Below are 21638 nucleotides of genomic sequence, written 5' to 3' on the forward strand. Positions count from 1 at the left end.
CCGCCCTCAACACCGGCCGTCCGACTCCCCACATCCGGGCAGGGGCTCCAGAGGGCTCACGCGGGCATTGAGAGCTTCGGGCTGTCAACCTCTGGCTACGGTGAGGGACACCCGGGGCGATGCGGGTGATACAGGGGGGAAGTGAGGGGTCCGCTTGGGGCGGGATCGTGGGCCCGGGCGGCGCAATCCGGGTACGCGGTGGCCTCGGTCCGGAACGGTCGGCAGGACCCGGTGTGACGCACATCCCGCGACGGCGGATGTGCGCCGAAGAAGGACACCGGAGGGCGCGAGGACGGACCCGGTGGCTCCCGGTGCCGTCGGTCCGGAGGACCCCGGCAGCGCCGGCTCCGGTTCCCCCCCGTTCCGGGGCGGGTCACCCGGTGGCCGTACGGAGGTGACGGTTCCGGGCGGCGGCGAAGGGCCGGGTTGCGAGAAACCCGCCCGGGCTCACCCGTACGTGTCCCCCGGGCCCACGCTCCCCGGCGCCCGCAGCGGTCCGTACCCCTTGCGCGGCCCTCCGGGTCCCAGCACCTTGATCAGCCGAACCGTGCCGTGTCCCAGGTCCTCGTTCAGGCGGGCCACCAGGCGCGGCGCCAGCAGCCGCAGCTGCGTCGCCCAGGCCGTCGAGTCGCACTGCACCGTCAGCACCCGCTCGTCGGGGTCCTCGTCGTACCGAAGCGGCACACAGTGGTTCGCGAGGTCCTCGCCCACGATCTGCGGCCAGCGGCCCATCACCCCGCCCACCGCGGCCGGGGTCTCCCAGCCGCGCTCGGTGATCAGCCGGTTGATGGCCGAGCCCAGCGGCAGGGGGTCGCGGCCGTCCGCGCGTGCCCCGGAGCGCAGCCCGCCGCCCCGCCTGGCCTGCCGCTTCTCCTGCGCCGCCGCACCCCGCGCCCGCGCCTGCTCCTTCGCGGCGCGCAGCGCTACCCGCGCCAGGTCGACCCCGGACGTCTGGGGTTCCTGTGGGGTACCGGTCGGAATCTCGTCGCTCATACGCGTTCCACCTCGCCGCCGGCGACGGCGTACCGGGCCCCGGCCAGCACCTCCGGCACATCGTCGTCGACGGCCGCCGTCACCAGGACCTGCTCACCAGGAGCCACCAGTTCCGCCAGGCGCTCGCGCCGCTTCACATCCAGCTCGGCGAAAACGTCGTCCAGGACGAGCACGGGCTCGTTCCCCTCCGCGCGGAGCAGGTCGTACGAGGCCAGCCGCAGCGCCAGCGCATAGGACCAGGACTCTCCGTGGCTGGCGTACCCCTTGGCCGGCAGCTGCCCGAGCTTGAGCACCAGCTCGTCCCGGTGCGGCCCGACCAGCGTCACGCCCCGCTCGATCTCCTGCTTGCGCACCTCGCCGAGCGCGGCGATCAGCTGTGCGTACAGCTCGTCCCGGCCGCTCGGCCCGTCGGCGGCGGCGACCGGGGGTTCGTCCGCTCCGGATTCCGCCGCACCGGCGGAGGAACGGTACTCCAGCGCCAAGGGCCCGCCGCCGGGGGCCAGCGCGTCGTACGCCTTGTCCGCGAGCGGCTGCAGAGCGGCGATCAGTTCGGCGCGCTGCGCCAGCAACTCCGAGCCCGCACGCGCCAGATGTTGGTCCCAGACGTCCAGGGTGGACAGGTCCATCCCGCGTCCGCCGTGCCGCCGCGCCATCGCCGCCGACTTCAGCAGGGTGTTGCGCTGCTTGAGCACACGGTCGTAGTCGGAGCGGACCCCGGCCATCCGCGGCGAGCGCGCCGTGACGAGCTCGTCCAGGAACCGGCGCCGCTCGCCAGGGTCACCCTTCACGAGCGCGAGGTCCTCCGGCGCGAACAGCACCGTGCGCACGATCCCCAGCACATCACGCGGCCTGACCTGCGACGACCTGTTGATACGCGCCCGGTTCGCCCGCCCCGGGTTGAGTTCGAGCTCGACCAGCTGGGACCGCTCGCCCTGCGTCACGGCCGCACGGATCACCGCACGCTCGGCGCCCATGCGCACCAGGGGGGCGTCCGACGAGACGCGGTGGCTGGCCAGCGTCGCGAGATAGCCGACCGCCTCGACGAGATTGGTCTTGCCCTGCCCGTTCGCCCCCACGAACGAGGTGACGCCCGGATCGAGCGGGACCTCGACCCGGGCGTACGAGCGGAAGTCGGCCAGCGACAAGTGCGTGACGTGCATGGATGTGCGCCGACCTCCCCCGGCTGGGACTTACTTCGTGTTCTCCACCGCGTGGCCGCCGAACTGGTTGCGCAGCGCGGCGATCATCTTCATCTGCGGGGAGTCGTCCTGGCGGGAGGCGAACCGGGCGAACAACGCCGCGGTGATCGCGGGCAGCGGTACCGCGTTGTCGATCGCGGCTTCCACAGTCCACCGGCCCTCGCCGCTGTCCTGTGCATAACCCCGCAGCTTCTCCAGGTGCTCGTCCTCGTCGAGGGCGTTGACCGCCAGGTCGAGCAGCCACGAGCGGATGACGGTGCCCTCCTGCCAGGAGCGGAAGACCTCACGCACATCGGTGACCGAGTTGACCTTCTCGAGCAGCTCCCAGCCCTCGGCGTAGGCCTGCATCATGGCGTACTCGATGCCGTTGTGGACCATCTTGGCGAAGTGGCCGGCGCCGACCTTGCCGGCGTGGACGGAGCCGAAGTCGCCCTCGGGCTTGAGCGCGTCGAAGATCGGCTGGACCTTCGCCACGTTCTCGGCGGTCCCGCCGTACATCAGCGCGTAGCCATTCTCCAGGCCCCAGACACCGCCGGAGACACCGCAGTCGACGAAGCCGATGTCCTTGAGGCCCAGCTCGACCGCGTGCTTCTCGTCGTCGGTCCAGCGAGAGTTGCCGCCGTCCACGACGACATCACCGGGGGACAGCAGCGCGGCCAGCTCGTCGATCGTCGACTGGGTCGCGGCGCCCGCGGGGACCATGACCCACACGACCCGCGGGGCCTTCAGCTTCTCCACAAGTTCCTGCAGGCTGTGGACATCGGCGAGGTCCGCGTTGCGGTCGTAGCCGAGGACGGTGTGGCCCGCGCGGCGAATGCGCTCGCGCATGTTGCCGCCCATCTTGCCGAGGCCGACGAGACCGAGCTCCATCTGAAGTTCCTTTAGCGTTGTAAGCCGATTCGTACCCGGCTCCGAGCCTACGCCCGGAGCAGCCCGGCAGCCCTGCTCGGAGAGTGAGCAGGCCACGGAAGGCTCCGCGCCCTGTGGGCTCAGCCGGAGAGCCGTACGGGCATGATCAGGTACTTGTACGCCTCGTCCGCCTCGGCATCCACAGCCGGCCTGCCGCTCAGCAGCGCGGGCTTCGTGGACGTCGTGAACGAGAGCTGGGCGACCGGCGAGTCGATCGCGCTCAGACCGTCGAGCAGGAAGGTCGGGTTGAAGGCGATCGAGATGTCGTCGCCCTCCAGCTGCGCGTCCACACGCTCCACAGCCTGTGCATCGTCACTGGAGCCGGCCTCCAGGATCAGCACGCCCTGCTCGAAGCTGAGCCGGACCGGAGTGTTGCGCTCGGCCACCAGGGCCACACGCTTCACGGCCTCGACGAAGGGCGCGGTCTCGATCACCGCGACGGAGTTGAACTCGGTCGGGAACAGCGTCCGGTACTTCGGCAGATCGCCTTCGAGGAGGCGGGTGGTGGTGCGCCGGCCGGCGCCCTCGAAACCGATCAGGCCCTCGCCGGCGCCGGAGCTGGAGAGCGCGAGCGTCACCGTGTCGCCACTGGTGAGCGCCTTGGCGGTGTCCAGGAGCGTCTTGGCGGGCACCAGGGCGACGGCGGACGCGTCCGGGTTCTCCGGCTTCCACAGGAACTCGCGGACCGCGAAGCGGTAGCGGTCGGTGGAGGCCAGGGTGACGGTGTCGCCCTCGATCTCGATCCGCACACCGGTGAGCACGGGCAGGGTGTCGTCGCGGCCGGCGGCGATGGCGACCTGCGCGGCGGCGGAGGCGAAGACCTCACCGGGCACGGTGCCGGTCGCGGTAGGCATCTGCGGCAGCGCCGGGTACTCCTCCACAGGCAGGGTGTGGAGTGTGAATCGCGAGGAGCCGCAGACCACGGTCGCTCGTACACCGTCTGTGGAAATCTCCACCGGCCGGTTGGGGAGGGCGCGGCAGATGTCGGCGAGCAGGCGGCCGGAGACGAGCACGGTGCCGCCCTCGTCGACCTCCGCCTCCACGGAGACCTTGGCCGAGACCTCGTAGTCGAAGCTCGAGAAGCTGAGGGCGCCGTCCTCGGCCTTCAGCAGAAGGCCGGCAAGTACGGGCGCCGGCGGACGGGCCGGGAGGCTCCGGGCCACCCAGGCCACCGCCTCCGCGAGTACATCGCGCTCAACCCGGATCTTCACCGGAACCGCCTCCTGCTGTTGCTGGCTCGCCCTTGCTGGCCTTCGTCGTCGGCTGTGTTGCCGGGGACCAGTCTGACGCACGGCGCCGACAGTCGGTGCGGGTCGGGGTCAAGTCGTGGCGACCGGTGCGCCGGGCTCCGGGCTCGAGTTGTGCACAGGGCCTTCTTCGAAGCGAATTTCCCGGTAACTCTAAGTGGGAGTAGTAGTAGGGCCTGTGGAAACCGTGGATAACGTCGTTTTCCCAGGTCAGACCCACTTTTTTGTCCACCGCGCCTGTGGGCGGGACCGGTGGACAACCGGGGGTTTCTGTGGACACCGGAAAGTTCTGCACATCCGATGCACAGCCGGAGGGGACTTCTCCCCAGCGCTGTCCCCAGCTTTACCCACGTTCCCCACAGGCCAACCTGCCACCCTGGTGTGACGGCTTTCACTCGACACGGTGAGAGGGCGTGTTTCGTTGCCGAACAGTGGACAGCGGTGTGGAGAAGCTGTGGGCAACGCGGCGCAGCCTGTGGGTCGCCGGTGGACAACGTCGATCATGGCCTGTGGACGATTTCTGTGTCCACAGTCTGTGGAGCGCGGTTGGCCACAAATCCACAAGGCACTGACCTGCTGTGATGAGGTCTCGGCAACCGTACCTGTGGACGCGGTCTGGACAACTTCCCGGTCCCCAGGCTGTGGACGGGAGATCTTCCCCAGATCTGTGGAGAACCCTTCCGTCCGGTCGCGTATTCGAACAGCCGGCACCGCTCGCTCCGGTCTGCGGCCGCGCGCCGCACAGCGGAACGCCCCGGGATCTGAGGTCCCGGGGCGCTGCGAAGGGGTGTCGAGCGGCCGCGTCAGCCGTTCTTGATGCGGTTGGTGAGCTCGGTGACCTGGTTGTAGATCGAGCGCCGCTCGGCCATCAGGGCGCGGATCTTGCGGTCGGCGTGCATCACGGTGGTGTGGTCACGGCCGCCGAACTGCGCGCCGATCTTCGGCAGCGACAGATCGGTGAGCTCCCGGCACAGATACATGGCGATCTGCCGGGCCGTGACGAGCACCCGGCTGCGGGAGGAGCCGCAGAGGTCCTCCACCGTGAGACCGAAGTAGTCGGCGGTGGCGGCCATGATGGCGCTCGCGGTGATCTCCGGCGCCGAGTCCTCGCCACCGGGGATCAGGTCCTTCAGCACGATCTCGGTGAGTCCGAGGTCTACCGGCTGCCGGTTGAGCGAGGCGAAGGCCGTCACCCGGATCAGCGCACCCTCCAGCTCACGGATGTTGCGTGAGATACGGGAGGCGATGAACTCCAGCACCTCCGGCGGAGCGTTGAGCTGCTCCTGGACGGCCTTCTTCCGCAGGATCGCGATCCGCGTCTCCAGCTCCGGCGGCTGTACATCCGTCGTCAGGCCCCATTCGAAACGGTTCCGCAGCCGGTCCTCCAGCGTCATCAGCTGCTTGGGCGGCCGGTCCGAGGAGAGCACGATCTGCTTGTTCGCGTTGTGGAGCGTGTTGAAGGTGTGGAAGAACTCCTCCTGCGTCGACTCCTTGCTCGCGAGGAACTGGATGTCGTCGACCAGCAGGATGTCCACATCGCGGTAGCGCTTGCGGAACGTGTCGCCCTTGCCGTCGCGGATCGAGTTGATGAACTCGTTGGTGAACTCCTCCGAGCTCACGTACCGCACCCGCGTCCCCGGATAGAGGCTGCGCGCGTAGTGCCCGATGGCGTGCAGCAGGTGTGTCTTGCCGAGGCCCGACTCCCCGTAGATGAAGAGCGGGTTGTACGCCTTCGCCGGGGCCTCGGCCACCGCGACGGCGGCCGCGTGCGCGAACCGGTTCGACGCTCCGATGACGAAGGTGTCGAAGAGGTACTTCGGATTCAGCCGGGCATGCGGCTCGCCGGGCCCGGGCGCCGGCGACGGCTGGGCACCCAGCGGCCCGGGCGCTCCCTGGGAGACACCGCGGTGCGGAGACTGGGGCTCCATCTCACGGCGCTCCGGCCGGTGCTGCTCGTACTGCTGACGCTCCGGCGGCTGCGGCGACCGGTAGTCGCGCTGCGGCTGGTGGGGTCTGGTGGTGGCGTACGGGTCGCGGTCCTGGAAACCGCCGAGCCGCGGCTGCTGCCACGACAGGTCCTCCTGCGTACGCGGCCAGGCTCCGGGCTCGTGCCGCTGCTGCTGATAGTCGGAGTCCTGTCGCTGCTGCTGGTACTCCTGCTCCTGCCGCTGCTGCTGGTACTCCGGATAGGCCGGACGAATCTCCGGCAGACCGTCGTCGGAGGGCCGGTGACCGTATCCCCGGTAGCGGTCGTCCTGGGGCTCGTCGTGACGCGGCCCCTGATAGAGGGGTGCCTGCGACTGCTGCGGCGCGGACGACTGCGACGGCGGGGGCGGGGGCTCCCCCGCGGAGTCGTCGACGGTGATCGCGATCCGGATCGGGCGTCCGCACTCGCGGCTCAGCGTCTCGCTGATCAGTGGGGCGAGGCGGCCCTCGAGGACACGCTTGCCCCATTCATTGGGGACGGCGAGCAGTGCGGTGTCGGCGACCAGTGCGAGAGGCTGGCAGCGCTCGATCCACTGCTTGTCCTTGGACTCGATGCCCTGCTGGCCCTCTGCGAGGAGCTGTTCCAGCACTCGTGGCCACACTGCGGCAAGATCGGCAGGTACATCAGCCACAAGGCACGCTCTCTCGCAGGTCCCACGAATGTGTGGTTCTCGGGACGGGATAGGAAGACAGGCAGGAAAGGAATAGGAGTTCCGCCAAGGTAGTCAGGGCGACCCGCGCGGTTCAAGTTGTTGTCCACAGCCTGTGCACAGTGGGGCCCGCCCCGGGGCTGGTTTGACCGGATGGCGTAGCCGCGCGTACCGTGACCAGGTCGAGTTGTCGATGGCTGCTGCCGCCTGCCTCCGATGGGCAAAGATCACGGTCTGTGATCGTGAAGCGGTGCACTCGGGCGTATTGCGAGCTACTCGTGGGCGCACGGTGACAGCCAGGCGATGTCCCGCCACCCACGATCTTTAACTGGAGCCCCCGAGTGAGCAAGCGCACCTTCCAGCCGAACAACCGTCGTCGTGCCAAGACCCACGGCTTCCGTCTGCGCATGCGTACCCGTGCCGGCCGCGCGATTCTCGCGTCTCGCCGTGGCAAGGGTCGCGCCAGCCTGTCCGCCTGATCACTTACAGGTCATGACGTGCTGCCTACCGAGAATCGGCTGAGGCGGCGCGAGGACTTCGCGACCGCGGTACGCCGAGGACGCCGGGCCGGACGCCCGCTCCTCGTCGTCCATCTACGCAGCGGTGCCACGGACCCGCACGCGACGGGGGAGACAGCTCCCCCGACGTGTGCGGGTTTCGTCGTGAGCAAGGCAGTGGGCGGAGCGGTCGTACGCAACAAGGTCAAGCGTCGTCTGAGGCACCTGATGCGCGATCGTCTCGCCGAGCTGCCCCCCGGTAGCCTGGTGGTCGTACGGGCGCTGCCCGGCGCGGGTGACGCCGACCAAGCACAGCTGGCCCGAGACCTGGACGCCGCTTTCGAGCGGTTGCTGGGAGGGGGCGCGCGATGAAGTACCCGTTGCTGGCCCTGATCAAGCTGTATCAGTGGACGATCAGCCCCATGCTGGGGCCCGTCTGCAGGTACTACCCGTCGTGTTCGCACTACGGCTACACGGCCATCGACCGTCACGGTGCGATCAAGGGCACAGCATTGACCGCCTGGCGCATCCTGCGGTGCAACCCGTGGTCGCCGGGCGGTGTGGACCATGTGCCACCACGCAAGCGTCCGCGGTGGCACGCAATGCTGCGTGATGCCTTGCGCGGCAGCAAGGGCGGGCAATCCGCCGCTGATGCGCCGTCCCGGGAGTCGGCCACCGACCTTCCGAGTCCGGTCGCAGAGACCTCGCCCAATGCTCAAGGAGCCTGATTAGTGGACACGATTGCCAGTATCTTCAGCTTCATCACCACGCCAGTTTCGTGGGTCATCGTCCAGTTCCACAGTCTCTACGGGGCGATCTTCGGCCCGGACACGGGCTGGGCCTGGGGGCTGTCGATCGTGTCGCTGGTGATCCTCATCCGGATCTGCCTGATCCCGCTGTTCGTGAAGCAGATCAAGGCGACGCGGAACATGCAGGCGCTCCAGCCCAAGATGAAGGCGATCCAGGAGCGCTACAAGAGCGACAAGCAGCGTCAGTCCGAAGAGATGATGAAGCTGTACAAGGAGACGGGTACGAACCCGCTCTCCTCCTGCCTTCCCATCCTGGCTCAGTCGCCGTTCTTCTTCGCGCTGTACCACGTGCTCAGCAAGATCGCCTCGGGTGACCAGATCGGCGTTCTCAACCAGAACCTGGTCGACAGTGCCCGGCAGGCCCACATCTTCGGTGCCCCGATCGCCGCGAAGTTCATGGACAGCCCCGAAAAGGTCGATGCGCTCAACGCGACCCTGACGGATGTCCGGATCGTCACCGCGGTCATGATCGTGCTGATGTCGGCGTCCCAGTTCTACACGCAGCGCCAGCTGATGCTGAAGAACGTCGACCTGACGGTGAAGACCCCGTACATGCAGCAGCAGAAGATGCTGATGTACATCTTCCCGGTCATCTTCGCCGTGATGGGCATCAACTTCCCCGTCGGTGTTCTCGTCTACTGGCTGACCACCAACGTGTGGACCATGGGCCAGCAGATGTTCGTCATCAACCAGAACCCCACCCCCGGCAGCAAGGCTCAGGACCACTACCTGCAGCGTGTGCTGAAGAGCGTCACCGCTTCGGGCGAGGTGAAGTCGCGCCGCAAGCGGACCGTCATCCAGGCCATCGTCGCCAAGGGCACTGACCGCAACGACAACGAGCGCAAGTTCATCACCGGTCTGGCCAAGGCGGGCTTTGCGGCTCAGGCGGACGGCACGGTGATCAAGAGCGACGCTGCCGCGGTCGAGGCGGAGGGCGCCGGTGCCCAGCGGCGCCAGCAGCCCAAGCGGCAGACCAAGGCCAAGCGCTCGTCCGCCGCTGCCCAGGCGGGTACGGCCAAGAGCGCGGATGACGCACCGGCCAAGCCCTCCCTGGAGAAGAACGCTCCGGAGGACGCCAAGCCGAACCCGGCCGGCAAGTCCCCTTCCGGATCCGCGCGTCAGCAGCCCAAGTCCGGACAGCGCAAGGGCCAGCAGCGGCCCAAGCACCCGTCGTCCAAGAAGTAAGCAAGAAGGAGTCCATCCGTGACGGAAGGCACCATCCCCGCTGCCGTAGACAGTGGCGACACCCTGACCCGCCTCGAGCAGGAAGGGGAGATCGCCGCCGACTACCTCGAGGGTCTGCTCGACATCGCCGACCTCGACGGTGACATCGACATGGACGTCGAGGCCGACCGGGCCGCGGTGTCGATCATCAGCGACGCGAGCAGCCGGGATCTGCAGAAGCTCGTCGGCCGTGACGGGGAGGTCCTGGAAGCCCTCCAGGAGCTGACCCGGCTCGCCGTGCACCGCGAGACCGGTGACCGCAGCCGGCTGATGCTGGACATCGCGGGCTTCCGTGCCAGGAAGCGCACCGAACTCGCCGAGCTCGGTGCCAAGGCTGCCGACGAGGTGAAGAGCTCCGGCGAGCCGGTCAAGCTCGACCCGATGACACCCTTCGAGCGCAAGGTTGTGCACGACGCGGTGGCCGCCGCGGGTCTGCGCAGCGAGTCCGAGGGCGAGGAGCCGCAGCGCTTCGTCGTCGTCCTCCCTGCCTGACCACCATCGTTTCCTCGGCCCCGTCTGTTTCGCAGACGGGGCCGATCTTTGTCAGCCTGATAGTCAGCCACCACGGTCCACATTGCGGCAGTGCGGTACGGAAGGACGGTCCCCGTGACGGAGGCAGCAGAGCTTCCTCAGGCTCCTGAGGAAGCGCGGGCGGTATTCGGCGACTTCTTCCCGGAAGCCGTGCGCTATGCGGAGCTGCTCGCGGACGCCGGCGTGAAGCGCGGCCTGATCGGTCCGCGCGAGGTGCCGCGGCTGTGGGAGCGGCACCTGCTGAACTGCGCTGTGCTCTCCGAGGTGGTGCCGGAGAACGTCACGGTCTGCGATGTCGGCTCCGGAGCGGGACTCCCGGGTATCCCGCTCGCCCTGGTGCGCCCCGATCTGAAGATCACGCTCCTGGAACCGCTGCTGCGAAGGACGAACTTCCTCCAGGAAGTGGTCGAGCTGCTGGGGCTCGACCATGTGACCGTGGTGCGGGGGCGGGCCGAGGAGGTCCTCGGCTCGCTGCCTCCCGTCCATGTGGTGACGGCGCGCGCTGTGGCTCCGCTCGACCGGCTGGCCGGCTGGGGAGTCCCACTGCTGCGTCCCTACGGGGAGATGCTGGCGCTCAAGGGCGACACCGCTGAGGAGGAGCTCCAGGGGGCGCGGGCGGCGCTGAGCAAGCTCGGCGTCGTGGAGACCTCGGTGCTACATGTCGGCGAGGGCCACGTCGATCCGCTCTCCACCGTGGTGCGGGTGGAGGTCGGCGAGAGCCCCGGCGGGGTGCGTTTCGCGGCCAAGCGGGCGAAGGCCGCCCGTACCAGTCGCACCCGGCGGCGCCGCTGATCCCGTGCCTGATCCCGCTCTCGTGATCCCGTCGCCATGTGTGTCCAGTCCGTACTGTCTATGAGCGATGCTCCATACAAGCTTCCATACGTACGCATTTCGGAGTGTCGTGCGGTTGTAGTCCGGTGGCGCGTGCATCGTGTTTCACGTGAAACGTCGCTCACTGCTGCAGGGAATCATCAGCCGCGGCCGAGCAGCCGCCCCGATTCGGAACCGTGCGCCCCTCGTAAGGGCTAGGGGGATGTCCACAGAGGTGGATTCCTCCACAGAACCACGGGCCTCGCTGGTTCACGACCCCGAAAGCATGGCAGGCTCTGTTCATCGCGAGTCTGAAGTCGAGGAGAGTGAATCCTTGCGGTCCGACGCCAACATCGCGGGACCGATGACCGATCCGGTCCCCGGTCCCCGTACTGAGTCGCCAGGGGACGATGTTTCACGTGAAACACCGCCCCCTATGGACGACACCCCCATCGGTCGAGCTGCCCAGCTGGCCGTGGAGGCGCTGGGGCGTGCCGGTGAAGGTCTGCCCCGACCTGACCAGACACGCGTCATGGTCGTCGCCAACCAGAAGGGCGGCGTAGGGAAGACCACCACCACGGTCAACCTCGCTGCCTCGCTCGCGCTGCACGGCGCGCGCGTGCTGGTGGTCGACCTGGATCCACAGGGCAACGCCTCCACGGCGTTGGGGATCGACCATCACGCCGAAGTCCCCTCCATCTATGACGTCCTGGTGGAGAGCAAGCCGCTCTCCGACGTGGTCCAGCCCGTCCCGGACGTCGAAGGCCTCTTCTGCGCCCCAGCCACCATCGATCTCGCCGGTGCGGAGATCGAGTTGGTGTCGCTGGTGGCGCGGGAGAGCCGACTGCAGCGGGCTATCCAGGCCTATGAGCAGCCACTGGACTACATCCTCATCGACTGCCCGCCCTCGCTCGGTCTGCTGACCGTCAATGCGCTGGTGGCCGGTGCGGAGGTGCTCATCCCCATCCAGTGCGAGTACTACGCACTGGAGGGCCTGGGGCAGTTGCTGAGAAACGTGGACCTTGTCCGCGGGCATCTGAACCCCGATCTGCATGTGTCGACGATTCTCCTCACCATGTACGACGGCCGAACCCGCCTTGCCTCCCAGGTGGCGGACGAGGTCCGTAGTCACTTCGGTGAGGAGGTCTTGCGGACGAGCATCCCCCGCTCGGTGCGCATCTCGGAGGCCCCGAGTTACGGACAGACGGTGCTGACCTACGATCCGGGTTCCAGTGGTTCCCTGTCGTATCTGGAAGCAGCTCGTGAGATCGCACTCCGCGGTGTCGGTGTCCAGTACGACCCGCAGCACGCCCAGCTGGGCGGCCAGAACAGCCAGCAGAACATCTCGGAGGGCATCCAGTGAGTGAGCGACGTAGAGGGTTGGGGCGTGGGCTCGGTGCGCTGATCCCTGCCGCTCCCCAGGAGAAGCAGGTGCCGCCCAGCGGGGCATCCAACTCTCCGGGGGCAGGTCCGGTACTGACCGCGGAGCGGGGTGTGGCTGCCGCCAAGGTGGCAACGCTGCCATCGGCCGCCGTCGCGCCCGACGCGACGATGCCCGCACCGGAGCCGGAAGCTGCGGCGGAGCCCGAGGAGTCGCTCAGCGCGCACTTCGCCGAACTGCCTCTCGACGCAATCACGCCGAACCCGCGTCAACCTCGTGAGGTCTTCGACGAAGACGCCCTGGCGGAGCTCGTTACCTCCATCAAGGAGGTCGGGCTCCTCCAGCCGGTGGTCGTGCGTCAGCTGGGAACCGAGCGGTACGAGCTCATCATGGGCGAGCGCCGCTGGCGGGCCTGCCGTGAGGCCGGTCTCGAGCGGATCCCCGCGATCGTCCGGCACACGGACGACGAGAAGCTTCTGCTGGACGCGCTCCTGGAGAACCTGCACCGTGCGCAGCTGAATCCGCTGGAAGAGGCTGCCGCCTACGACCAGCTGCTCAAGGACTTCAACTGCACGCACGACCAGCTGGCGGACCGGATCGGCCGGTCCCGTCCGCAGGTGTCGAACACGCTGCGGCTACTGCGGCTGTCGCCGCCCGTTCAGCGCAGGGTCGCTGCCGGCGTTCTCTCGGCCGGTCATGCACGGGCGTTGCTGTCGGTGGATGACTCCGACGAGCAGGACCGCCTCGCCCACCGCATCGTGGCCGAGGGGCTGTCGGTGCGTGCGGTCGAGGAGATCGTGACGCTGATCAACTCGAACCCGAAGAGTGCGGCCAAGCCGAAGAGTCCGCGAGCGGGGACCCGGCTCTCGCCGGCGCTCACCGATCTGGCTTCCCGGCTCTCCGACCGCTTCGAGACCCGCGTGAAGGTCGACCTGGGTCAGAAGAAGGGAAAGATCGTCGTTGAGTTCGCCTCGATAGACGATCTGGAGCGCATCCTCGGCACCCTCGCTCCGGGCGAGGGACGAGTCCTGGAGAAGGGCCTCACCGAGGACTCGGAGCAGGACGAAGAGGCCTGAGGCTTCCTCGGTCCCCTGAAGGGCGGGCCGTGTCCGGGTGTTTGACCGGACACGGCCCGCCCTTTGCCATCTGGCGGTACCGATGTCAGGAACAGGTGGATACGATGCGTTCTGGTATAGGCGCATCCACCTTGATCCACCTCAGAGGAGGGCGAGGGACCGTGCGAACGGTTAGCCGTAGCCAACTGGTCACCGCAGGCCTGGGCCTGGGAGCAGTAGGAGGCTTCATCAGCAGCCTGCTCCATGAACGGAGCGCGCTGGCGGCCGCTCGTAGCGCGGCCGGAGAAGGAAGCGAGGAACAGCCTTCATGGGGCGTCGGCTCGTACCCCTCACGCTGGACAACCTTTCGGACCTACCCAAGCGATGCCGAGCGTGCGTCTTCTGGGAACTTGATCCGGTCAGCGGAGAAGCGGCAGTAAAGGCGGGCACGCCGGAGCTGGAGAAGGAAGCCTGGATCTCGGCGGTGCTGCTCGAATGGGGCTCCTGCGGCCGCGTGGTCTACGTAGACGACGTGCCGGTGGGGTTCGTTCTCTACGCGCCGCCGGCCTATGTCCCCCGCTCCACCGCGTTCCCCACGAGTCCGGTCTCGGCCGATGCCGTCCAGCTGATGACGGCTTGGATCAATCCTGGCTATCAGGGCCAGGGTCTTGGCCGGGTCATCGTGCAGACGGTGGCCAAGGATTTGCTGCGACGGGGCTTCCGCGCCATCGAAGCCTTCGGGGACGCGCGCTGGAAGGAGCCCGCCTGCGTACTGCCGGCGGACCATCTGCTCGCCGTGGGCTTCAAGACGGTGCGACCGCATCCGACGAACCCGAGGCTGAGACTGGAGCTGAGGACCACGCTGTCGTGGAAGGAAGACGTGGAACTCGCTCTCGACCGTCTCCTCGGTGCGGTCCAGAAGGAGCCGGCGTTGCGTCCTCTGTGATCGCGTCCTACGACGATGGGCTCATCCCGGTGAGGGATGAGCCCATTCGTGTTTCACGTGAAACATCGACGCCGTGACGACTCGGCGCTACTCGGTGATGAAGTTCTCCAGGTCGCGAACGATCGCGGCCTTCGGCTTGGCCCCGACGATGGTCTTGGCGACCTCACCGTTCTGGTACACGTTCAGCGTCGGGATGGACATGACGCCGTACTTGGCAGCAGTGGCGGGGTTCTCGTCGATGTTCAGCTTGACGACCTCGATCTTGTCGCCGTGCTCGGCCGCGATCGCTTCGAGGGACGGCGCGATCTGGCGGCACGGTCCGCACCAGGCGGCCCAGAAGTCCACGAGTACGGGCTTGTCGCTCTTGAGGACGTCCTCTTCGAAGGAGTCGTCGGTAACGTTCTTCAGGGCGCCGGCCACGGCGACCTCCTTACTTCTGCGGGGTGGAGGGGAGGATGGTTCAGGGTCAGACCGCGGGGGTCTTCTCCGGCTCGGAGAGCTGCTCGCTGTCGGCGAGTGCCGCGAGGTAGCGCTCGGCGTCGAGAGCGGCCGAACAGCCGGTGCCGGCAGCCGTGATGGCCTGGCGGTAGGTGTGGTCGACGACGTCGCCGGCGCCGAACACGCCCGTGAGGTTGGTCCGCGTCGACGGAGCTTCGACCTTCAGGTAGCCCTCGTCGTCCAGGTCGAGCTGGCCCTTGAAGAGCTCCGTCCGGGGGTCGTGGCCCACGGCGATGAACAGGCCGGTCACCGAAAGCTCAGAGGTCTCGCCCGACTTGGTGTTGCGCAAGGTCAGACCGGAGAGCTTCTGGTCACCGTGGATCTGCGCGATCTCGCTGTCCCAGGCGAAGGAGATCTTGGGGTCGGCAAAGGCGCGGTCCTGCATGGCCTTGGAGGCACGCAGAGTGTCACGGCGGTGGACGATGGTGACGGACTTGGCGAACCGGGAGAGGAAGGTCGCCTCCTCCATGGCGGTGTCGCCGCCGCCGATCACGGCGATGTCCTGACCCTTGAAGAAGAACCCGTCACAGGTCGCACACCAGGAGACACCCCGACCGGACAGCGCGTCCTCGTTCGGCAGACCGAGCTTGCGGTGCTGTGAGCCTGTTGTGACGATGACGGCCTTCGCCCGGTGGACGGTGCCGGCAGTGTCGGTGACGGTCTTGATGTCACCCGTGAGGTCGACGTTGACGATGTCGTCCGGGACCAGCTCGGCACCGAACCGCTCGGCCTGAGCGCGCATGTTGTCCATCAGGTCCGGGCCCATGATGCCGTCGCGGAAGCCGGGGAAGTTCTCCACATCAGTTGTGTTCATCAGCGCACCACCGGCGGTGACGGCACCCTCGAACACCAGCGGCTGCAGCGATGCGCGCGCGGTGTACAGGGCTGCCGTGTAACCGGCCGGCCCAGAGCCAATGATGATCACGTTGCGGACGTCGCTCACGGCTTTTTTCCTCGTCTCTGCGGACTGCCTACTGCCTACTGGGCCGGGTCTATGACTCTCATCCCACCCAACGGATCCTAAGGGGCTGGCATTCCCAGGATGGCCGCACGCACGGTGGGCGCGTCAGGGGCGAGGGTACGTGTTCGTCAGAAGGAGTTTTCCCGTGGAAGCGGGAGCGACGTCCACGCAGGCGGCGTCAATGACGTACGCCTGAACCTGCTGGGTGTCGGAGACATGCGGGAACACCACGAGATAGGCGTTGTCACCTTTGTACACGCCCCGCTCGACGGCGATCGGCGGCTCGGCCCGCCCCGTTCCCTTCTGGACGCACGACGGCACTGGTGCCGCGCCGCCCTTCCGGGTGTTGGGCGTCGGAGCGCTGTCCGCAGAGCCCAGAGTCTCGTTCTTGTCGATCTTCGTGTGGTTGAGGGTGGGCGCGGCGGCCACCAGGTGCTGGACCCGGCCCTTGAGGTTCATGGCCGCGAAGTCCCGGCCATCGCCGGCAGCAGAGCTGACGCTGGTCTCCTTGGATACTCCGGCGTCGCCGGCACCTCCCGGCGACATCGTCTGCAGAAGCAGCACACTGACCCCGACAGCGGCCACGCTGACCATGGCGCCGAGTACAGCGGTACGGCGGCGCCGTCCCTGCCGGGCGCGGCCGGGACCGGTGGTGCCACGGGCGTGCCCCACCGGGCGCTCGCTCGGGCGGGTTTCCTGCGAGCGGGCTGCTGTCGTTGTTTCACGTGAAACATGCTCGTGCTCGTCCGGCGCTGTGGAGTCCAGAAGCGCCTCAGCGGCCAGCGCCGCATCGATGCGCCCCGCGATGTCAGCGGGCATCCGTACGGGACCGGGAAGTGTGCCGAGCGTTTCGCGGATTTCTTCCAGAGAGGCGTGCACATCGGCACACAGCTCACAGTCGTCCAGGTGCTGTCGCAGGTCGGCGCTGCGAGACGGTGACAGCACGCCTTCCGTGAGATCGGAGATCTCCGAGACGTCCGGGTGCTGGGTCATGTCGGCCGTGGATGTCATGCGCGCCCACCTCCGCCCTTCACAGCAGCAGGGTCGGTTGTCATCCCTGCATCCCTAAGTCCCGACTCCGGTGGGACGGATTTCCCTGGCGACCGGTTCCTTCCCTCGTTGGACTCATCGCTATCCCCGGCATCTGCGCGCAGATGGGTGAGCATGGGCAGCAGTCGTGCTCTCCCCCGAGCGCATCGGCTTTTCACTGTGCCGGTCGGCACATCGAGGACACGGGCGGCCTCCGCCACCGGATAGCCCTGCATATCGACCAGCACCAGAGCAGCCCGCTGATCGACCGGCAGCTTCGCGAGCGCCGCCAAGAGCTCGCGGTGCAGATCCTGGCGTTCTGCGGGCGCTTCAGCGGACTCATGGGGTTCGAGGAGCTGTTCCAGGCGCTCCGTGTCGTCGACTGGCGACGTCTTGCGGGAAGCAGCCTTGCGGGCCCGGTCGAGACAGGCATTCACCGTGATGCGGTGGAGCCACGTGGTGACAGCGGACTGGCCGCGGAAGGTGTGTGCTGCCCGGAAGGCGGACACGAGTGCGTCCTGAACAGCGTCCGCGGCTTCCTCCCGGTCTCCCAGGGTGCGCAGGGCCACCGCCCAGAGCCGGTCACGATGCCGGCGTACGAGCTCTCCGAAAGCCTCGGGGTCGCCCCCGACATGGCGGGCCAGCAGCTCCGAGTCACTGAGTGAGTTGGACGCCCCAGTCGTCACGGCCTCCACCCTCTGTCCGGTACCACCCTGCCTGTGGTCACGCTCGGTCGTGGCTCGGACTGTCTATCACGATTCGTGTCACGCAGGGCATAGAGATGAAGAGGATAGAGCCGGGCCCGTCCCCAGGGGTACCGGCCCGGCTCCCACATCGCTTGCCACGTCACAGTCGGCCGGCACTGCTGCCCCACGACCGGTCCGTTCAGCGCCCGAGCAGCGTGATCTCCGAGATGCCGCCCCGGAAGGAGGACGATGAGCTTTCCGGCGCCAGTTCGGTGACGCGGACCAGCACGTAGCGAGCACTGGTCGGCTTGTCGAGCGTGGCCTTCACGTCCTTACCCGCCTTCTCGAGGGCGGTGAGACGTTCCGGGAAGTCCTCGAGCGACGTGGGGTCGGACGCGTCCTCACCGGCGGCGAGGACCTCGACCTTCTGGCCGCTGCGATACATGACGACCTCGATGCCGGCGACCTCCTGCACCTTGCCCAGGTCGACGATGATCCCGCTGCCCTGGCGACGGAACGGGAGATTGCCGAAGTTCGCCGCGCCGTCGTAGCGCGGTGTGATCCACGCGGTATCGGGCTTGCCGTCGACGGCGTTGGGTGCGTCCGCCTCCTGTATGCCGCCCCCGGACCCGCTCGGCACGAACTCCGACGCGTCCTGGATCTCCAGCGGCTTGTCGGGGGCCTTCACCTTGTCGTCGCCACCCTCGCCGGGGTTGGTCTGAGTGCTGCCCGAGCCCTTGTCCTTGTCGATCAACTTGTCCGCGATCTGCCAGCTGCCGAGTCCCAGTGCCGCGATCAGCAGGGCGGCCACGCCCCACTTGAGGACCCGGCCCGTGCGGCTCTCGAGCGGCGCCGGCGGGACAGGTACCGGCTGCGGGGCAGCGGACCCACCGTGATTGGCCGGACGGCCGTAGGAGCCCTGCTGGTAAGTCGTCTGCTGATAGTCGGGGGAGGCGGTGAAGGACGGCTCGGGCGGGCGGATGCGGGGCATCGCGGCGACGGCCTTCGCGAGCTCGTCAGGCGTCGTGCACGGCGGCTCCTGGCGGGAAGCCGTGGCGCCGTCGTTGACCAGCGCGCGCATGGCGAGTTCCGAGAGCCCGCGGTGGACCCCCGCCCGCACCTGGTCGGGTGCGACCAGGCCGACGTCCTTGGGCAGTCCGGAGAGTCCGTAGGCGTCGCTCTCGTACGGCCAGCGCTGTGTCAGGGCGGCGTAGAGCAGAGCACCGATCGCCTCGGTGTCGGTGCGCTGCGGCCGCTCCGCGGTGATCCCCCGCAGGGCGGCGTTCACCGCGAGGCCGCGGATGCGGTACTGCCCGGTCGAGCTCCGCAGGACCGCTCCGGGGGTCAGCTTCAGATGCGCGAGGCCCTCACGATGCGCCGCGGCCATGGCCTGGGAGAGCTGGTCGACGAGCTGATAGGCGTCATGCGGTTCCATGGGCCCCATGGCGAGCAGAGCGGTGAGCTCTGTCGCGTCCGGAATCCACTCATGGACGACGTAGACGAGGTCGTTCTCCTCGACGGCGTCCAGCACCTGTACGAAGCGGGGGTCGCCGAGCAGCGCCGAGGAACGGGCTGCCGCGAGCACGGAACGGGCCCGGGGATGGTCCGCGGGCAACAGATGGACACCGACGGCGCGGCGCAACTTCTCGTCGACCGCACGCCAGCTGCTGAAACCGTCCAGACGGGTGACGCACTCCTCGAGCCGATAGCGTCTGGCGAGCTTGTGGCCACTGTGCAACTCGGGCGTGGCGATGGTGGGCTCGGTGCCCTGCCCGTCGCTGCCTGTGTCCGGCGCGGACTTCTTCGCCGTGTCCTCGGTTTCAGCCGCCCCGTCGTTCGTGGCCTTCCCCGCCTGCGCGGACAGCGGATCGTCTCCGCTGTTGTCAGCCACGTCGACGGCGGCCGTGCTACGTTCCGCCACCGTCGTTCCTGCCTCCCCATTCCGTTGCGCATAACCAACAGCCATGCCAATTGTGCCCACAGTCCGCCGCTATGCACGACACGCGGCGGCTGACGATGGTTGTGCGAACCGCTGTCCGACTAGCGGCCGAGGCGTCCTCGCACCATTCCGACCATGGAATTGAGTTCCTCGATGCGCATGCGCTTCGCGGCCAGGTAGAAGACGCCCAGCAGCACCACACCACCGGCCACCAGCGCGATCAGAGAGCCTCCGGCACTGATGCCCAGGAGCTGAATGATGCCGTACGCGGTAGCGCCCGCCGCGGCCGCGGCAGGCACGGACGCCATGCAGAGACGGGCATAGGTACGCATGACGCGGGTGCCGTCCAGATCGCCGCCGAGCCGCTTCTTGAGCCGCCGCCAGGCAATGCCCACACCGACCATGTACGCGAGGCCGTAGGACGCGGCCATACCGACGACCGCCCACCGGGCGGGCAGAACCACGAACGCGATTCCGGAGGCGGCCGCGTTGACGAGGGCGACGATGACCGTGTTGTAGAACGGGGTCCGGGTGTCCTCGTAGGCGTAGAAACCGCGGAGCACGACGTACTGCACCGAGTACGGGATGAGGCCCAGACCGAACGCCATCAGCGTGTAGCCGATGCCGAGAGCTCCCTCCGAGCCGGATCCGGCGTAGAGCAGTGTCGCCATCGGTACGCCCAGGGCGACGAAGGCGAAGGCGCAGGGAACGATCGCGACGGCGGAGGTGCGCAGTCCGTACGAGATGTCGTCGCGCACCGCGGCGGGGTCGCCGTCGTGGGCGGAGCGAGAGATCCGGGGCAGGACCGCGGTCATCACGGACACGGTGATGATGGCCTGCGGCATCTGCCAGAGCAGCAGCGCGTAGTTGTAGGCGGTGATGCCGGTGCCGGTGTAGTTGTCCTCTTCGGCGATCGAGCCGGCCCAGGTGGCCAGCTGGGTGACCACGATCATGCCCAGCTGGTTGGCGAGGACGAAGAAGAAGGTCCACTTGGCGAGCCCCACGGCCTTGCCCAGCCCGTGGCCGCGCCAGTCGAAGCGCAGCCGCATCTTGAAGCCCGCGTCCCGCAGGTAGGGGATCATCGCGAGCGCCTGGACGGTGAGCCCGAGGAGGGTGCCGAGCCCCAGCAGGCGGACGCCCTCGGGGGTGATGGTGGAGCCGCTGACACCGGACTCGGTGAAGCTGCCGAACGCCCAGATGAAGGCGCTGAAGGTCACGATGATGACGATGTTGTTCAGGACCGGGGTCCACATCATCGCGCCGAAGCGGCCGCGGGCGTTCAGGATCTGCCCGAGCACCACATGCAGTCCCATGAAGAACATGGTCGGCAGGCAGTAGCGGGCGAAGGTGACCGTGACCTCCATCCGCTGCGGGTCGGAGGCGATCTCCGCCGACAGCATGCGGACCAGCAGCGGTGCCGCCAGGAGACAGACCGCGGTGACGCCCGCCAGCAGGACGACCACGAGCGTGAGAAGGCGGTTGGCGTACGCCTCACCCCCGTCGTCGTCGTTCTTCATGGCCCGTACGAGCTGGGGGATGAACACGGCGTTGAGGGCACCGCCGCCGACCAGGACGTAGATCATCGTCGGCAGGACGTTGGCGACCTGGTAGGAGTCGTTCAGGGTGCCGACACCGATCGCCGCGGCCATCACCAGGGTCCGCAGGAAGCCCGTGAGCCGCGAGACGATCGTGCCCGCGGCCATCACGGCGCTGGACTTCAGCAGGCTGCCTGCCCGTCCACCCGACTTCGGGGGGGCGGGCGCCGCCGGCAGCGGTTCGGGGGCCGGAGCGGTCTGCCCGGAGCTCTCCTGGTCGCGGAAGAGGTGCGCGAACGCGTCGTTCTTCTGCTCCTCCTCGCTTGCGTGGGTCACCAGGTCGTCGACGCCCGTGTACTGGGTCGTCCTGGCGTCGTCACCGTAGGGCAGAAGACGGGACGCCGCGCCGGGCTCGGGCGGCGGGGTCTGCGCCCAGACTCGGGGGTCGGGAGCGTGCTGCGGTGCCTGCGGCTGCTGGTACAGCGGCGGCGGCTGCTGGTAGGTGCCGGGAGGCGGCGGGGGGTGGGAGGCACGGTCGTACAGCGCCTCGGACACGGGGTCCTGGGCGGACAGATCCTGCTCCCGGTAGGGGTCGCGGTCGTAAGCCTCCTGGACGTACGGATCCTGCGCATAGGGGTCGGGCGCGGGTGGCGGCGGGACCTGGCCTGCCGGGTCCACGCCCGCGCCCTGACCGCGGTCACCGTCGTACGGCGCGTTCATTGCCACCCCACCTCATCGTCCCCGGCCGACCGG

Annotated in this window: 20 protein-coding genes; 9 read left to right on the top strand and 11 right to left on the bottom strand. The window is 68.1% G+C overall.

From position 1 onward, the window contains the following. Nucleotides 1-447 precede the first annotated feature (447 nt). The 5 genes from ABTX78_RS11180 to dnaA form a co-directional block, all read right to left on the bottom strand. Nucleotides 448-993, bottom strand: a complete 546-nt coding sequence (locus ABTX78_RS11180; protein WP_352206519.1) for a DciA family protein — start codon at nucleotides 991-993, stop codon at nucleotides 448-450. Beyond that, nucleotides 990-2153, bottom strand: a complete 1164-nt coding sequence (gene recF, locus ABTX78_RS11185) for a DNA replication/repair protein RecF (protein WP_352206520.1) — start codon at nucleotides 2151-2153, stop codon at nucleotides 990-992. Before recF ends, ABTX78_RS11180 begins: the two co-directional genes overlap by 4 nt. 30 nt (nucleotides 2154-2183) lie before the next feature. Then, entirely contained in the window at nucleotides 2184-3062 is an 879-nt protein-coding gene (gene gnd, locus ABTX78_RS11190) for a phosphogluconate dehydrogenase (NAD(+)-dependent, decarboxylating) (protein WP_352206521.1), read from the bottom strand. 119 nt (nucleotides 3063-3181) lie between these two features. Then, nucleotides 3182-4312: a DNA polymerase III subunit beta gene (gene dnaN / locus ABTX78_RS11195; protein WP_352206522.1), complete on the bottom strand. Its 1131-nt coding sequence runs from the start codon at nucleotides 4310-4312 to the stop codon at nucleotides 3182-3184. Nucleotides 4313-5151: 839 nt separating this feature from the next. Continuing rightward, nucleotides 5152-6966: a chromosomal replication initiator protein DnaA gene (dnaA, locus tag ABTX78_RS11200; RefSeq protein ID WP_352206523.1), complete on the bottom strand. Its 1815-nt coding sequence runs from the start codon at nucleotides 6964-6966 to the stop codon at nucleotides 5152-5154. A 359-nt stretch (nucleotides 6967-7325) separates the two neighbouring features. On the opposite strand from dnaA, the gene rpmH reads away from it, so the two are divergent. From rpmH to ABTX78_RS11245, 9 genes are all read left to right on the top strand, one after another. After that, nucleotides 7326-7463: a 50S ribosomal protein L34 gene (rpmH, locus tag ABTX78_RS11205; RefSeq protein ID WP_010985740.1), complete on the top strand. Its 138-nt coding sequence runs from the start codon at nucleotides 7326-7328 to the stop codon at nucleotides 7461-7463. 18 nt (nucleotides 7464-7481) lie between these two features. Continuing rightward, complete coding sequence (gene rnpA / locus ABTX78_RS11210; RefSeq protein WP_352206524.1) at nucleotides 7482-7853, top strand: ribonuclease P protein component; 372 nt, start codon at nucleotides 7482-7484, stop codon at nucleotides 7851-7853. After that, nucleotides 7850-8209, top strand: a complete 360-nt coding sequence (gene yidD, locus ABTX78_RS11215; protein WP_352206525.1) for a membrane protein insertion efficiency factor YidD — start codon at nucleotides 7850-7852, stop codon at nucleotides 8207-8209. Before rnpA ends, yidD begins: the two co-directional genes overlap by 4 nt. A gap of 3 nt (nucleotides 8210-8212) precedes the next feature. Then, on the top strand, nucleotides 8213-9475 hold the full coding sequence (yidC, locus tag ABTX78_RS11220) for a membrane protein insertase YidC (protein WP_352206526.1): 1263 nt from the start codon (nucleotides 8213-8215) through the stop codon (nucleotides 9473-9475). A gap of 18 nt (nucleotides 9476-9493) precedes the next feature. Continuing rightward, nucleotides 9494-10006 (top strand): Jag family protein, encoded by a 513-nt coding sequence (locus ABTX78_RS11225; RefSeq protein WP_352206527.1) that lies wholly within the window; start codon nucleotides 9494-9496, stop codon nucleotides 10004-10006. A 114-nt stretch (nucleotides 10007-10120) separates the two neighbouring features. Continuing rightward, nucleotides 10121-10837 carry a 16S rRNA (guanine(527)-N(7))-methyltransferase RsmG gene (rsmG, locus tag ABTX78_RS11230; protein WP_352206528.1) on the top strand — a complete coding sequence of 239 codons (717 nt, stop codon included), beginning with the start codon at nucleotides 10121-10123 and terminating at the stop codon, nucleotides 10835-10837. A gap of 304 nt (nucleotides 10838-11141) precedes the next feature. Beyond that, on the top strand, nucleotides 11142-12218 hold the full coding sequence (locus ABTX78_RS11235; RefSeq protein ID WP_352206614.1) for a ParA family protein: 1077 nt from the start codon (nucleotides 11142-11144) through the stop codon (nucleotides 12216-12218). After that, complete coding sequence (locus ABTX78_RS11240; RefSeq protein ID WP_352206529.1) at nucleotides 12215-13312, top strand: ParB/RepB/Spo0J family partition protein; 1098 nt, start codon at nucleotides 12215-12217, stop codon at nucleotides 13310-13312. The genes ABTX78_RS11235 and ABTX78_RS11240 overlap by 4 nt, the downstream gene beginning before the upstream one ends. Nucleotides 13313-13619: 307 nt before the next feature. After that, nucleotides 13620-14237 carry a GNAT family N-acetyltransferase gene (locus tag ABTX78_RS11245; protein ID WP_313945317.1) on the top strand — a complete coding sequence of 206 codons (618 nt, stop codon included), beginning with the start codon at nucleotides 13620-13622 and terminating at the stop codon, nucleotides 14235-14237. Between the two features lie 87 nt (nucleotides 14238-14324). Here ABTX78_RS11245 and trxA read toward each other — a convergent pair whose 3' ends face one another. The 6 genes from trxA to murJ form a co-directional block, all read right to left on the bottom strand. Next, nucleotides 14325-14657: a thioredoxin gene (gene trxA, locus ABTX78_RS11250; protein ID WP_352206530.1), complete on the bottom strand. Its 333-nt coding sequence runs from the start codon at nucleotides 14655-14657 to the stop codon at nucleotides 14325-14327. Between the two features lie 46 nt (nucleotides 14658-14703). After that, on the bottom strand, nucleotides 14704-15678 hold the full coding sequence (gene trxB, locus ABTX78_RS11255) for a thioredoxin-disulfide reductase (RefSeq protein ID WP_352206531.1): 975 nt from the start codon (nucleotides 15676-15678) through the stop codon (nucleotides 14704-14706). A gap of 123 nt (nucleotides 15679-15801) precedes the next feature. After that, entirely contained in the window at nucleotides 15802-16707 is a 906-nt protein-coding gene (locus tag ABTX78_RS11260) for an anti-sigma factor family protein (protein WP_352206532.1), read from the bottom strand. After that, nucleotides 16704-17420: an RNA polymerase sigma factor SigM gene (gene sigM, locus ABTX78_RS11265; protein ID WP_502993845.1), complete on the bottom strand. Its 717-nt coding sequence runs from the start codon at nucleotides 17418-17420 to the stop codon at nucleotides 16704-16706. Before sigM ends, ABTX78_RS11260 begins: the two co-directional genes overlap by 4 nt. A gap of 190 nt (nucleotides 17421-17610) precedes the next feature. Further along, a complete protein-coding gene (locus ABTX78_RS11270) occupies nucleotides 17611-19332 on the bottom strand; it encodes a protein kinase family protein (protein WP_352206534.1) in 1722 nt (573 codons plus the stop codon). A gap of 119 nt (nucleotides 19333-19451) precedes the next feature. Beyond that, a complete protein-coding gene (gene murJ, locus ABTX78_RS11275; RefSeq protein WP_352206535.1) occupies nucleotides 19452-21605 on the bottom strand; it encodes a murein biosynthesis integral membrane protein MurJ in 2154 nt (717 codons plus the stop codon). Nucleotides 21606-21638 lie beyond the last annotated feature (33 nt).

The sequence above is a fragment of the Streptomyces sp. NPDC096193 genome, from assembly GCF_040302905.1.
Classification (GTDB): domain Bacteria; phylum Actinomycetota; class Actinomycetes; order Streptomycetales; family Streptomycetaceae; genus Streptomyces.

Excerpts from the sequence above, each read along its gene's own strand:
- ABTX78_RS11180 (WP_352206519.1), bottom strand. The coding sequence starts at position 993 with ATGAGCGACGAGATTCCGACCGGTACCCCACAGGAACCCCAGACGTCC.
- gnd (WP_352206521.1), bottom strand. The coding sequence starts at position 3,062 with ATGGAGCTCGGTCTCGTCGGCCTCGGCAAGATGGGCGGCAACATGCGC.
- ABTX78_RS11260 (WP_352206532.1), bottom strand. The coding sequence starts at position 16,707 with ATGACATCCACGGCCGACATGACCCAGCACCCGGACGTCTCGGAGATC.
- ABTX78_RS11245 (WP_313945317.1), top strand. The coding sequence starts at position 13,620 with ATGGGGCGTCGGCTCGTACCCCTCACGCTGGACAACCTTTCGGACCTA.
- murJ (WP_352206535.1), bottom strand. The coding sequence starts at position 21,605 with ATGAACGCGCCGTACGACGGTGACCGCGGTCAGGGCGCGGGCGTGGAC.
- yidD (WP_352206525.1), top strand. The coding sequence starts at position 7,850 with ATGAAGTACCCGTTGCTGGCCCTGATCAAGCTGTATCAGTGGACGATC.
- ABTX78_RS11235 (WP_352206614.1), top strand. The coding sequence starts at position 11,142 with ATGGCAGGCTCTGTTCATCGCGAGTCTGAAGTCGAGGAGAGTGAATCC.
- recF (WP_352206520.1), bottom strand. The coding sequence starts at position 2,153 with ATGCACGTCACGCACTTGTCGCTGGCCGACTTCCGCTCGTACGCCCGG.